Genomic DNA, 12,796 nt, shown 5'->3' with positions numbered 1-12,796 from the left:
CCAGTTCATGCGCGGGCGACGGGCGGTGGGAGTCGTGACGGGAGCGCACGGCTGATGCGGGCCCGGCTGCTCGACGGCTGGCGTGCGGCCCGACCGGTGCCCGATCGCTGGCCGGCCGGGGCGGCTGCGCTGCTCGGTGTCGCCCTCTCGGCCCCGTCCGTCGTCGCGCCCACCTGGGTGCAGACCGTCGGCGACCGCCAGCGCGGCGACCTGCTCTCCGGGCAGTCGCAGTGGAGCTGGGGTCGGGTCGAGCTCACCGGTCTGACCGGGGTCGAGCTCGGGATCGTGCCCAACCCCGTAGGTCTCGTCGTGGCCGTGACCCTGGTCGTCCTGGCGGTCGCCGCGGTCACGGTCTGGGTGCTCGCGCGCGGGCCGCTGCTCGCCCTGGCGCCGATCGGCCTGGCGCTGCTCGCCGGTCGGCTGCTGACGACCTCGGCCGAGCGGCACGGACGCGCCTTCCACGAGGCCATCGCGAGCGAGGCCGGCCTCACCGTGACCAACGGCTCGACCACTGCGGGGTGGCTCGAGACCGCCGCCGCGGCCGTCCTCGTCGTCGCACTCGCGCTCATGGTCGTGCGGCTCGTGACAGAGTCCGCCGCACGGATCCCGGCCGGCGCGAAGGGTGCGGAGGGCGCGGAGGGCGCGGAGGGCGAAGAGCCCGCCGGACGGCATACCGGCGCGGTGGCCACACGGGCGGGACTGCGGCCCAAGGGCGCTCGCCTGAGCGGCCCGGAGGTGGGATTGACCGACGAGGAGGGTCGATGAGCGCGGTCGCACGGTGGCGTGAGGTCGAGGGCCGTATGCCGTTCGTCCGGGGACGGTTGCCGGCCGCGGTCCCAGCGGTGCTCGGCGGACTGCTCGCCGTCGCGACGATCATCTGGCCGGTGATGCGCATTTCCCAGCCCATCGGTCCGGACGGGCCGTCGGCCTACTTCGTGCAGCGCGTGTGGAGCTGGGGTCGCTACACGATCGAGGGGGCCGACCTCGACCAGACGTCTGTCGTCAACGTCGCACCTGGCTACTGGCTCGGCCTCGCCTGCCTGTCGGGAGTGCTCGGCGGCGTGACGTGGCTGCTGCGGAGGGGCCCGGACGGGCGCGTTCTGGGGGGAGTCGGGGTCGCCTTCGCCCTGGCCGTCGTCGGTGGCTCCTTCGTCGAGCGGCTCGGCAACGTCGCCCTCTACGCGTCGATGGCGGAGACGGGATTCGAGCTCGAGACCCTCCCGGCGGGGCGAGTGGAGCTCGTGGCGACGGTGCTCCTACTCGTCGCCCTGCTGCTCATGGTGTGGCGACCCGTTGTCGGCCTGGCGCGGCAGCTCGCGGCCTTCGCCGGCAGGGTGGCGGCACGCGGGCGACGGCGGGCGATCGCTGACGAGGAGCCGGAGGGGGCGGCCCGGGGAGCCGCGCCACGGGTGGGTACGGCCGCGCTCCGCGACTCGAGCCCGACGAGTGCCGGGCATAGTGGTGACCGCGGCGCGGGCGTCGGGTTCACCGACAGCGCCACCGCCGAGGACCGCTTCCGGCCCCCGACCTGACCCAGCGTCGAGTGCTCACTTCCCAAACGCACACGCCGGGTCGAGTGCCCATTTCCCGACCCGACCCAAGACTCGAGTGCTCACTTCCCAAACGCACGCCCCTGGTCGAGTGCTCAGGTCCCGACGGGTCTTCGTCGGGAACTGAGCACTCGAGGTCAGGGGCTGAGAAGGTCGGCGGTTCCGGGGAGGACGGCGTCCGCGGGGCGCTCGCACTCGAGGGCGGCGAGCACGCTGGCCCACCGGCCGCGTCGCACGTCGACCCGCCAGACCGGTGCAGTGCCGAGTCGGGTGGCGATGGCCCGGGCACGGCGCAGGTGCACGTCGTCGCCCGTGCGGCAGTATGCGTCGAGCTCGCCGTGCGCCCGCGTGACCCCTTCGTCGGGGCGGGGTGCGGGCGGCAGCGAGCCGCCGGCGCGCAGGGTCCACACCGCCGCGAGGTCGTGGGCCGTGACGTCGCCCGTGAGGTCGGCGAGGCGCTGGAGGAACCAGGCGGCGTGGGCCGCCTCGTCGGGGTCGGCGCCCTGCCAGATGGCTCCGTCGACCTCCAGCGCCGCGACGGCACGGCGGCGGTCGGCCTCCGGAGCGGTTTCGATGCCGTGGGCGAGGTGAGCGACGTGGGCGGCGTCGGCTCGGGTGGCCGCGGCGAGCGCATCGCGCAGGGCGGCCGTCGTGGCGAAGCGCTCGGTTGGCGACTTCGACAGGGCGCGGCGCAGGACCCGCTCGCCCGAGGGCCAGGGCGCCCGGCCCACCGCGGCGAAGCGCCGGGGCTCGTCGGTCGCGATGCGGCGCAGGGCCTCCTCGCGCTCGCAGGCGAGGTCGAGGTAGGAGGTGGAGGTGAGGACGCGGTGCACGAGGGCGGCGATCGCATACTGCTCGGATGCCGAGTCGAGCGGCGGCAGGGCACGCTGCTCGAGCAGGGCCCTCGCGCAGGAGGGGTCGAGGCCCTCGCCGCCAGCCGCCCGGGGGACGGGCACCCCCGGCTCGCTGCTCGCGTCGGCCAGCTGGGCCAGCCCGAAGTCGATGACGGTGACGGTGCCGTCGGGGCGGAGCAGCACGTTGCCGGCGTGGACGTCGCCGTGGAGCACGCCGCACTCGTGGAGGGCGGTGTAGGCGTCGAGCACGGCGACGGCGACTGTGCGTCGGGCGTCGTCACCACGGTCGGCCACGGCGAGGTCGACGGGGTCGCCGACGACCTCGCTGAGCACGAGGGTGCCTCCGGTCGGTGACGCCTCGTGCCACACGAGCTGCGGCACGTCGGTGCCGGCGAGCGGGGAGAGGCGGCACAGCGCGGCGACCTCTCGGGCGAAGAGGTCCGGTCCGAAGGCCGCGTCGTCGACGATCTTGACGACGACCGGGGTGCCGTCGCACAGCTCTCCGCGCCAGATCTCGCTGTCGCGCAGGGTCCGCAACCGAGCAGTGATGGTGGCGGGTCCGGCGACCTCGCCGACGCGCTGCCTGTCCTCCATGGCCGCCGCGCTGTCAGACCCGTCGGGCACGAGCAGGTCGGCGTGGGTGAGGGCGACGAGCACCGGGAAGGCGTCCTCGAGGGTTGACACCGGGTCGCTCCCCGTCGCCGCGCAGTAGCCGAGGACGGCCTGCGTCAGGGTCGACGGGGTGCGGAACTGCTCGAGCAGCCGCATCGAGTCCGCCGAGAGCAGCTGGGGCGTCACCCGGCTGCCGCGGCGAGCGAGAAGCACCTCGCCATGGTCGGGCAGGGCCACCGTCTCTGCGTCGGTCGGCAGCACATAACGCATGTCGGCCACGGTCATGCGCAGCTCACCTCGGCTCGGGTCCGTCGCGCTCCTGAGGTGAGGAGGCGACTCGGGACACCCGCTGCGGGGGTCGGCCGCGTCGGGAATGTCATTGCAGGAGTGGCGGGCTCGTGGAGCTCGTCGGTCGGCGGGTGCCAGGAGTGCACGTCGAGCCCTTGCTCGGCAAGCCGCGAGAGCGCCTCGTCCGCCACCTCGGCGGCGCGGGCGTGAGTGCCCAGCTCCTCCCGGCTCACGCACAGCGACTCGGCCACCTGACGGCATACGTCGGCTCGCCAGCTCGTGCCGGCGACGTCGCGGCCACGCGACACAATGCCCGTGGCACCCACCTGGCCGGTGAACGGAACTCCCTGTGCCGCAAAGCTCCCGAGCGCCAAGGCCAGGGTGGCAGCCACCCGCTCGGCGCGTTCGGAGCTTGCAAGGTAGAGCACGATCTTGTCGGGGCGATGGAGCCCGGCGAGGTCGGCCCCGACCTTCCACGCCGGCACACCGAGCAACGGGGCGTGCGTGAGGATGACGCCGAGCGTCGTGCCGAGGTCGCACACGGCGGGGCTCACGTAGACCTTGTGGACGAGGGTAGCCGGGTCGGCATCGGTGGCTGTCCAGCTGCGCCAGTGCTGCCCGTCCGTGCGCGTGTGTCCCGCGAGTCCTTCACGTGCGGTGCGCTCGGCCGCCGTGACGACGTGACCCGCCCACCGCGGGTCGAGCCGCCCATCGGGCACGGATCCGCCGGCCCGGTAGAGCAGCGCTGCCAGCGCTGCGGGGTCGGCCATCGCGACGTCCACCCGTCCGGTGAGCGCCGCCGCCCGCACCACAGCGGCACGCGTGAGCTCGGCGAGCCGCCCACCGGAGGGGTGTGACACGGGTCAGCCCTTGCCGACGACGGAGGCGACGTAGGCGATGTCCTCGCCGGTCGCCTGCATCGACTCGATCTGGCGGTTGACGGCATCGAGGGTGACCTGGAGGTTGTCGCGCACCAGCTGCAGGTCGGTCTCCTCGAGACGGCTCCCGGGGAAGACGATCGGCGTGATCGGCGTCGGGATCGTGTAGAGCGTGTTGTCATCGGCCGGCAGCCCGACGGAGCCGCCGCCGCCACGTCCCACCGCGACGTGCGGTGACAGCGCGGACGCCCGGATGATCGGTGAGGTCTCCGGGATCGTGGGCGGGTTGGTGAGCGGGTCGTGCCAGCGGAACTTCGGCACGCGGTGGACGTAAAGGTCCTTGATGTAGAACCCCATGGTTTGGCTCCTCTGATCGCTGCCACGCCCCCAGTGACCGTGGCGCTGCGGGAATCCGGATCGGATCACCACCCTGCAGAGGCGCCGCGCCCGGGCGGTGATACCCCGGCCGGGCTCACCGCAGGGGTATGCCGTCCGGCGCTGTCGGCGCTGCGGCATACCGTCTACGCATGCTGACCACCGTCGCCGTCTCGGGCTACCGCTCGCTGCGCGACGTCGTCGTGCCGCTGCACGGGCTCGACGTCGTCACGGGCGCGAACGGCAGCGGCAAGTCGAGCCTCTACCGCGCGCTGCGGTTGCTCGCGGGCTGCGGCCGGGGTGACGTCGTCGGCACGCTGGCCCGGGAGGGTGGCCTGCAGTCGGCCCTGTGGGCCGGCCCCGCGACCCTCGGCGGCGCGCGCCGCGAGGGCCATGCCGTGCAGGGCACGGCGCGCAAGGGGCCGATCAGCCTCCGGCTCGGGTTCGCCACCGACGACCTCGGCTACCTCGTCGACCTCGGCCTGCCGCAGCAGTCGTCGGGGTCGGCCGACGAGCCGGGGGCCTCGGCGTTCCTGCGTGATCCCGAGATCAAGCGCGAGGTGGTGTGGGCGGGGCCCGTCATGCGCCCGGGCTCGGTGCTCGTGCGTCGCCGCTGGGGTCGGGTCGAGACCCGGGCACCGGCCGCCGCCGACGACGGGTGGGACGACGCCTGGGGCGGTGACGAGGAGTGGGAGTCGGACGCCGGCCCGCCCGGGGGTGGGCAGCGCGGCACGGGTGCGGCTGCCACTGCGACGACGACGCAACGTGGCTGGGTCGAGCTCACCCGGTCGCTCCGGCCGTGGGAGAGCATGCTGACCGAGCTCGCCGACCCGGAGCGGGCACCGGAGCTCATCCGGGTGCGGCGGATGAGCTCCGGCTGGCGCTTCTACGACTCCTTCCGGGCCGATGCGGCTGCCCCGGCCCGCCAGGCGCACGTCGGCACGCGCACGCCCGTCCTCTCCGACGACGGGCACGACCTCGCGGCCGCCCTGCAGACGATCCGGGAGGACGGCCGGTCGGTGCTCGACCGTGCCGTCGCCGACGCCTTCGACGGCGCCATCCTCGACGTCACGGTCGAGGGCGGGCGCTTCGACGTGGCGCTGCACCAGCCCGGCATGCTGCGCCCGCTCACGAGCGCAGAGCTCTCCGACGGCACCCTGCGCTACCTGCTGCTCGTCGCCGCACTGCTGACCGTCGACCCGCCCCCGCTGCTCGTGCTCAACGAGCCCGAGACCTCCCTCCACCCCGACCTGCTGCCGCCGCTGGCCCGGCTCATCCGGGCAGCGGCCGAGCGCAGCCAGGTCATGGTCGTGTCGCACTCTGCCCGGCTCGTGACCGAGCTCGGGGTCGGCTCCTGGGGTGATGACGAGGAGCCCGATGCTGCCGACACGGGCATCGGACGGGAAGCGACGGCGCACCCGATCACCCTCGTCAAGGACCTCGGTGAGACCTTCGTGCAGGGCCAGGGCCCGCTCACCACCCCGCCCTGGTCGTGGGGGAGCCGCCGCTGACACCAGCCACCGACGAGCGCTGCGAACCCCTGATCGGACGACGCGTCCGACCCGGTGGTTGGTGGTGCGCGCGCGGGGTGGCCCGGACGGCATACCTGCTCGGGAGGGGCGCCGGGGCGTCCCGCATTGTGAGATTCTCGGGAGGCTCCGGTAAGTTCCGTGCCGAGGACCCGCACGTGCCAGCCGTCACCTCGGCGGGCGCGTGTGACACAGCCGTCGACCGGGTGATCCCCGCGCGCGGCCCGACCCAGGCCGGCCCACCGGCAAAGGAGCGCCCTGTGAGCGACAAGGTAGTCGCCGAGCTGCACGAGCCGACCCCTTCGGTCGGCGACGGTGGCCCGGACATGATCCAGCTGCTGACCCCGGAGGGGCAGCGCGTGTCCCACCCCGACTACGACAAGTACGTCGCGGACCTGACGGCCGACGAGCTGCGGAGCTTCTACCGCGACCTCGTCCTCATCCGGCGCCTCGACGCCGAGGGCTATGCCCTCCAGCGTCAGGGCGAGCTCGGGCTGTGGCCGAGCCTGCTCGGCCAGGAGGCGGCGCAGGTCGGCTCCGGCCGCGCCCTCAAGCCGCACGACTTCGTCTTCCCGACCTACCGCGAGCACGGCGTCGGCTTCGTGCGCGGCATGGACCCCCAGAGTTCGCTGCAGCTCTTCCGCGGCGTCAGCCAGGGTGGCTGGGACCCGGCCGAGCACAACTTCCACCTCTACACGATCGTCATCGGCGCGCAGGCCCTCCACGCGACGGGCTACGCCATGGGCGTGCGGATGGACGGCAACGTCGGCACCGGCGACCCCGACCGCGACACGGCGGTCATCTGCTACTTCGGTGACGGAGCCAGCTCGCAGGGTGACGTCAACGAGGCGTTCGTCTACGCGGCGAGCTTCGACGCGCCGGTCGTCTTCTTCTGCCAGAACAACCAGTGGGCCATCTCCGAGCCCGTCGAGAAGCAGACCCGCATCCCGCTCTTCCAGCGCGCCCGCGGCTTCGGCTTCCCCGGCGTGCGCGTCGACGGCAACGACATCCTCGCGACGTATGCCGTGACGCAGCACTGCCTCGACGAGGCCCGCAACGGCAACGGCCCGCTGCTCATCGAGGCCTACACGTACCGGATGGGTGCCCACACGACCGCCGACGACCCGACGAAGTACCGCGTGTCGGCCGAGGTCGAGGAGTGGAAGTTCCGCGACCCGATCCTGCGCCTCAAGTCCTACCTCGCCCACGAGGGCATGGCCGACGAGTCCTACTTCACCGCCGTCGACGAGGAGGCCGACCGCTTCGCCGCCGAGCTGCGCGAGGGCTGCGTCACGATGAAGACGATGCCCGGCGAGACGATGTGGGACCACATCTACGCCGAGGAGCACCCCGTGATGGAGGCGGAGCGCGCCGCCTACCTTGCCTACAAGGCGAGCTTCGAGGAGGCGAACTGATGGCACTCGAGAAGGTCACCCTCGGAAAGAGCATCACCAACGGCCTGCGCAAGGCGATGGAGGCCGACCCCAAGGTCGTGCTCATCGGTGAGGACATCGGCAAGCTCGGCGGCGTCTTCCGCATCACCGAGGGCCTGCAGAAGGACTTCGGCGAAGAGCGCGTCATCGACAGCCCGCTCGCGGAGTCGGGCATCGTCGGCACCGCGGTCGGCATGGCCCTGCGCGGCTACCGCCCGGTCTGCGAGATCCAGTTCGACGGCTTCGTGTACCCGGCGTTCGACCAGATCGTCAGTCAGGTGGCCAAGATGCGGGCGCGCTCGCTCGGGGCCATCAAGATCCCCATGGTCATCCGCATCCCCTTCGGCGGCGGCATCGGCAGCCCGGAGCACCACTCCGAGAGCCCGGAGGCCTACTTCGCCCACACCGCCGGCCTGCGCGTCGTCGCGTGCAGCAACCCCGAGGACGCCCACTGGATGATCCGGCAGGCCGTCGCGTGCGATGACCCGGTCATCTTCTTCGAGCCGAAGCGGCGCTACCACGACCGCGCCGAGTACGACACTGCAGCAGCGTCGGCGCCACGAGGCCTCTTCGAGGCCAACGTGATTCGTCATGGCAGCGACGTGACGCTCGTCGGCTACGGCCCGGTCGTCAAGACGATGGTCGAGTCCGCCGCAGCAGCCGAGGCCGAGGGCACGAGCATCGAGGTCATCGACCTGCGCTCGCTCTCGCCGCTGCCGATCGACACCATCGTGGCGTCGGTGCGCAAGACGGGTCGCCTCGTCGTGGTCCACGAGGCGAGCAGCTTCCTCGGCATGGCGTCGGAGATCTCCGCCCAGGTGACCGAGCAGTGCTTCTACGAGCTCGAGGCGCCGGTCATCCGGGTCAACGGGGCCAACATCCCCTACCCGCCGAGCCGCATGGAGGAGGAGTTCCTCCCCGACCTCGACCGGATCCTCGACGGCGTCGACCGCGCGCTCGCGTACTGAGAAGGGCTGCGACACATGGCAATCAAGACGTTCAACCTGCCCGACCCCGGTGAAGGCCTCGTCGAGGCCGAGATCGTGGAGTGGAAGGTCGCCCCCGGCGACACCGTCAAGGTCAACGACATGGTCCTCGAGATCGAGACGGCGAAGTCGCTCGTCGAGCTGCCCATCCCGTGGGCGGGCACCGTCAAGGACCTGCTCGTCGAGGTGGGCCAGACCATCGACGTCGGCACGCCCATCATCTCGATCGACGACGGTCTCGGCGGCGACGACACCCCCGCGGCCGCACCGTCCGTCCCCGGCGAGAAGGCCGCCCCTGCCGAGGGCGCCTCCGAGGCGATCCTCGTCGGCTACGGCGCCAAGGCCGGCGCCACCGCGCGCCGCGCACGCAAGACCTCAGGCGCCGGTATGCCGTCCGGCTCGTCCGCGCCCGCCGTCGCCCCCGCGGCCGCCGCGGCTGCACCCGTGGCCGTCGTGTCGGCTCCGGTGCCGGCCGCCGACGGCGCGGGCACCGGCGATGCCGGCTCCCGCCCCAAGGCGAAGCCTCCGGTGCGCAAGCTCGCCAAGGACCTCGGCATCGACCTTGCCGCCGTCACGCCGACCGGCCCCGACGGGGTCATCACGCGTGACGACGTCAACGCACACGTCTCGGGCTCCACTGCGCCACAAGCGGACTCGGCGGTCTCTGAAGCACCCGGCGGCGCGGCATACCGCGTGCCCTTCGGCTCCGGGAAGCGCGAGGAGCGCATCCCCATCAAGGGCGTGCGCAAGATGACGGCGCAGGCCATGGTCGGCTCGGCGTTCACCGCGCCGCACGTCACCGAGTGGATCACCCTCGACGTGACGAAGACGATGGAGCTCGTCGACCGGCTCAAGGGCACCCGCGAGTTCAAGGACGTCAAGGTCACGCCGCTGCTCGTCCTCGCGCGGGCACTCGTGATCGCGATCCGTCGCAACCCGGGCATGAACGCCACCTGGGACGACGCGGCCCAGGAGATCGTGCAGAAGAACTACGTCAACCTCGGCATCGCCGCGGCGACCCCGCGTGGCCTCATCGTGCCGAACATCAAGGACGCCCACGCCCTGACGATGCTCGAGCTGGCTGAGGCCATCGGGCAGCTGACGGCGACGGCACGCGAGGGTCGCACCCAGCCGGCCGAGATGTCCGGCGGCACGATCACGATCACCAACGTCGGCGTCTTCGGCGTCGACAGCGGCACCCCGATCATCAACCCCGGCGAGTCGGCGATCGTGTGCTTCGGAGCGATCCGCAAGCAGCCCTGGGTCGTCACCGGGGCCGACGGCACCGACGAGATCGCGATCCGTCACGTCACCCAGCTCGCGGTCAGCTTCGACCACCGCCTCATCGACGGCGAGCTCGGCAGCCGCTTCCTCTCCGACCTCGCGGCCATCCTCGAGGACCCGGCGCAGGCGCTCGTCTGGGGCTGACCCGCTTGACCGGCTGATTCCGCGAACGTGCCGTTCGCGGGATCAGCCGGCCGAGGCGCGCCTCATGATGGCGTCCATCGCCCGGTCGGGGAGGAGCCGTCGAGCGGTCACGATGGCCCGTGCCCCGCGCCCGGCCGGGTAGCGGGCTGCGGGGTTGACGGTCTCCAGGGCCTTGAGCACCTTCTCGGCGACCACTTCGGGGCCCGAGCTCATACGCGGGGTGTCGACCCGCTCGTACATGACGGCCATCCGCCGCGCGAGGTCCTCGTAGACCGTCCCCACCGACTGCTCGACCATGCCCTCGCGGGCGATGGTGTTCCACTCCGAGATGATCGGCCCGGGCTCGACGATGACGACGTCGATGCCGAAGGGCGCGAGCTCGATGCGCAGGCTGTCGCTGAAGCCCTCGACCGCGAACTTCGTCGCGTGGTACCACGCGCCGAGGGGCTCGTAGATCTTGCCGCCGATGCTCGAGATGTTGACGATCCGGCCGCGGCGACGGGTGCGCATGTGCGGGATGACGAGCTGGGTGAGGCGCGCGAGCCCGAAGACGTTGACCTCGAACTGCCGTCTGGCCTCGTCGATCGGCACGTGCTCGACCGGACCGTAGGAGCCGTAGCCGGCATTGTTGACGAGGGCGTCGATCTGGCCCTGCTCGGTGATGATGCGGTCGATGCCCTCCACCATCGACGCGTCGTCGGTGACGTCCATCGCGAACGTGTGGATGCCACGCGACTCGAGCGCGGCCATGCGCTCGACCCGGCGGGCGACGGCATACACCGTCCATCCGGTCGCGGCGAGGTGGATGGCGATGGACTCGCCGATGCCGGAGGACGCGCCGGTGACGAGGGCTACTTTGGTCATCCCGCCACCGTATGCCGGATGGCCGGGACGTGCGTGACCGGCCGGCCTCAGTCGAGTGCCCAGTTCCCGACGTCAAACGCCGCCGAGAACTGAGCACTCGACACAAGGGTGGGGTCGAGTGCCCACTTCCCGACCTCAGAACCTCGCCGAGAACTGGGCACTCGACCTTGAGGGGGTGCCGTCAGCCGACTGAGGCCGTCGCCTCGGCGCGCGCGCTCGGGCGGGTGCTGCGGCCCTCACGACCGAGCGGCACGGCGAGCTCCTCGTCGGAGCTCTGCGACATCGTGTCGAGCAGCTCGCGGCCCGCCTCGTCGGGCGTGTGCACGGTGTCACGCAGCGGCACCTCCTTGATGAAGATGGTGGCGAGCAGGGCGAGCGCGAAGGGCACGAGACCCCAGACGAAGACGGTGTGCAGCGAGTCGGCCAGGCCCTGCTGGACCCCGGCGGCGATCTGCGGCGGCAGCTGGGCGAGGGCCGCCGGGTCGAGCACCGACCCCGCGCTGATCTCCTGACCCGAGGCCTGCATCTGCTCGACGACCGACGCCGGCAGGTGGGAGGCAATGTTGCCGGCCAGACCGCTCGTCATGATCGTGCCGAAAACCGCTGTGCCGACGGTCGATCCGACGTTGCGGAAGAATTGGGTCGACGCCGTCGCGACGCCGAGGTCCTTGCGCTGCGAGGAGTTCTGGATGATGAGGGTGAAGACCTGCAGGGCCATGCCGAGCCCGATGCCGAAGACGATCATCGAGAGCGTCAGGTCGAGCTGGCTCGAGCCGTAGTGCAGCTGGGTGAGCAGCCAGAAGCCGACGCCCATGATGAGGATGCCTGCGATGGTCTGGAGCTTGTAACGCCCGGTCTTCGTGATGACGAGGCCGGAGATGATCGACAGGCCGATCATGGCGACCGACATCGGCATGAGGATGAGGCCGGAGTTCGTGGCCGACGCACCGAGCACGCCCTGGGCGTAGACCGGCAGGTAGATCATCGCGCCGAACATCATGACCGACACCATGAAGGCCGCGATGTTGGACAGGGTGAAGAGCGAGCTCTTGAAGAGGCGCAGCGGCAGGACGGGCTCGACGGCCCGGCGCTCGACGGCGACGAAGGCGATGAGCGCGACGACGCCGGCGGCATACATGCCGAGGATGGCGGGGGAGCCCCAGGCCAGGGTCGTGCCACCGAGCGAGGTGGGCACGAGCAGCAGGATGAGCGTCATGGAGAGCAGCGCGATGCCGGCCCGGTCGATGACGGTCTCGCGCGGGGTGTGCTCGAGGTGGAGGAAACGGCTGATGCCGAAGAACGCGAAGACCCCAACGGGCAGGGTGATGAAGAAGAGGTAGCGCCAGCCCCAGTTGTCGGTGACGAAGCCGCCGACGAGCGGGCCGAGGATCGAGGAGAGGCCGAAGACGCCGCCCATGAGGCCTTGGTACTTGCCGCGCTGCCGGGGCGGGATGATGTCGCCGATGATCGTCTGCGAGAGCGGCATCAGCGTGCCCATGCCGATGCCCTGGATGGCGCGGGCGGCGATCAGCCACCAGAAGTTCTGGGCGAAGCCCGCGAGCACCGAGCCGGCCATGAAGACGACGAGCCCGCCGAGGTAGAAGCCGCGGCGCCCGTAGAGGTCGCTCATCTTGCCGACGATCGGCACCGTGATGGCGCTGACGAGCATGGCTGCGGTCGCGAGCCACGAGTAGTGGTCGATGCCGCCGAGCTCGGCGACGATGCGCGGCATCGCGGGCCCGACGATCGTCTGGCTGATCGACGCGACGAGCATGCCGAGCATGAGCGCGATGAAGATGTTGCGGGTGGGGCGGTCGAGCCCCGGCGGCTTGGTCGATCCGGCCGGCGCGGGTGCGGCTCCCGACGTGCTCGAGCTGGCTGCGGCGCTGACCGTGCGGCTGGTGGTGGCGTCCGTGATGACCCCCTGGGATGTCTGTGGCATGGGCACCACCGTACGCCCAACGTGCAGTCACTGCAAAATTGCAGTCGGTGCACGCAG

Annotated in this window: 11 protein-coding genes; 6 read left to right on the top strand and 5 right to left on the bottom strand. The window is 71.7% G+C overall.

All coding sequences use genetic code 11. The annotated features are described in order from the left end of the window. The first annotated feature begins 54 nt into the window (after nucleotides 1-54). Complete coding sequence (locus FBY41_RS05650) at nucleotides 55-765, top strand: hypothetical protein (RefSeq protein ID WP_141842357.1); 711 nt, start codon at nucleotides 55-57, stop codon at nucleotides 763-765. Next, entirely contained in the window at nucleotides 762-1,532 is a 771-nt protein-coding gene (locus FBY41_RS05645; protein ID WP_141842356.1) for a hypothetical protein, read from the top strand. The genes FBY41_RS05650 and FBY41_RS05645 overlap by 4 nt, the downstream gene beginning before the upstream one ends. A gap of 155 nt (nucleotides 1,533-1,687) precedes the next feature. Here the strand turns inward: FBY41_RS05645 and FBY41_RS05640 are convergent, their stop codons facing one another. The 3 genes from FBY41_RS05640 to FBY41_RS05635 are packed head-to-tail and all read right to left on the bottom strand — an operon-like array spanning nucleotide 1,688 to nucleotide 4,539. Next, complete coding sequence (locus FBY41_RS05640; RefSeq protein ID WP_185748905.1) at nucleotides 1,688-3,301, bottom strand: protein kinase domain-containing protein; 1,614 nt, start codon at nucleotides 3,299-3,301, stop codon at nucleotides 1,688-1,690. Then, nucleotides 3,298-4,164 (bottom strand): hypothetical protein, encoded by an 867-nt coding sequence (locus tag FBY41_RS23315; protein ID WP_185748904.1) that lies wholly within the window; start codon nucleotides 4,162-4,164, stop codon nucleotides 3,298-3,300. The genes FBY41_RS05640 and FBY41_RS23315 overlap by 4 nt, the downstream gene beginning before the upstream one ends. Before the next feature lie 3 nt (nucleotides 4,165-4,167). Further along, nucleotides 4,168-4,539, bottom strand: a complete 372-nt coding sequence (locus tag FBY41_RS05635) for a hypothetical protein (protein WP_141842354.1) — start codon at nucleotides 4,537-4,539, stop codon at nucleotides 4,168-4,170. Between the two features lie 170 nt (nucleotides 4,540-4,709). On the opposite strand from FBY41_RS05635, the gene FBY41_RS05630 reads away from it, so the two are divergent. The 4 genes from FBY41_RS05630 to FBY41_RS05615 all read left to right on the top strand — a co-directional run bounded on the left by FBY41_RS05630 (nucleotide 4,710) and on the right by FBY41_RS05615 (nucleotide 9,933). Beyond that, complete coding sequence (locus FBY41_RS05630; RefSeq protein WP_141842353.1) at nucleotides 4,710-6,068, top strand: AAA family ATPase; 1,359 nt, start codon at nucleotides 4,710-4,712, stop codon at nucleotides 6,066-6,068. 278 nt (nucleotides 6,069-6,346) lie between these two features. Beyond that, nucleotides 6,347-7,501, top strand: a complete 1,155-nt coding sequence (pdhA, locus tag FBY41_RS05625; RefSeq protein WP_141842352.1) for a pyruvate dehydrogenase (acetyl-transferring) E1 component subunit alpha — start codon at nucleotides 6,347-6,349, stop codon at nucleotides 7,499-7,501. Then, the gene (locus FBY41_RS05620; protein WP_141842351.1) at nucleotides 7,501-8,487 is read left to right on the top strand and encodes an alpha-ketoacid dehydrogenase subunit beta; all 987 of its coding nucleotides are present in this window, start codon (nucleotides 7,501-7,503) and stop codon (nucleotides 8,485-8,487) included. Before pdhA ends, FBY41_RS05620 begins: the two co-directional genes overlap by 1 nt. A 15-nt stretch (nucleotides 8,488-8,502) precedes the next feature. Further along, nucleotides 8,503-9,933, top strand: coding sequence for a dihydrolipoamide acetyltransferase family protein (locus FBY41_RS05615; protein WP_141842350.1), 1,431 nt, complete (start codon nucleotides 8,503-8,505; stop codon nucleotides 9,931-9,933). Between the two features lie 42 nt (nucleotides 9,934-9,975). On the opposite strand, the gene FBY41_RS05610 is transcribed toward FBY41_RS05615, so the two are convergent. After that, entirely contained in the window at nucleotides 9,976-10,797 is an 822-nt protein-coding gene (locus FBY41_RS05610) for an oxidoreductase (protein ID WP_141842349.1), read from the bottom strand. A 181-nt stretch (nucleotides 10,798-10,978) separates the two neighbouring features. Then, nucleotides 10,979-12,739 carry an MDR family MFS transporter gene (locus tag FBY41_RS05605; RefSeq protein ID WP_141842348.1) on the bottom strand — a complete coding sequence of 587 codons (1,761 nt, stop codon included), beginning with the start codon at nucleotides 12,737-12,739 and terminating at the stop codon, nucleotides 10,979-10,981. Between the last annotated feature and the right edge of the window lie 57 nt (nucleotides 12,740-12,796).

Source organism: Humibacillus xanthopallidus (assembly GCF_006716675.1).
Lineage (GTDB): Bacteria > Actinomycetota > Actinomycetes > Actinomycetales > Dermatophilaceae > Humibacillus > Humibacillus xanthopallidus_B.
The sequence above is the reverse complement of the archived record's forward strand: the minus strand, read 5'-3'. Positions and strand labels throughout refer to the sequence as shown.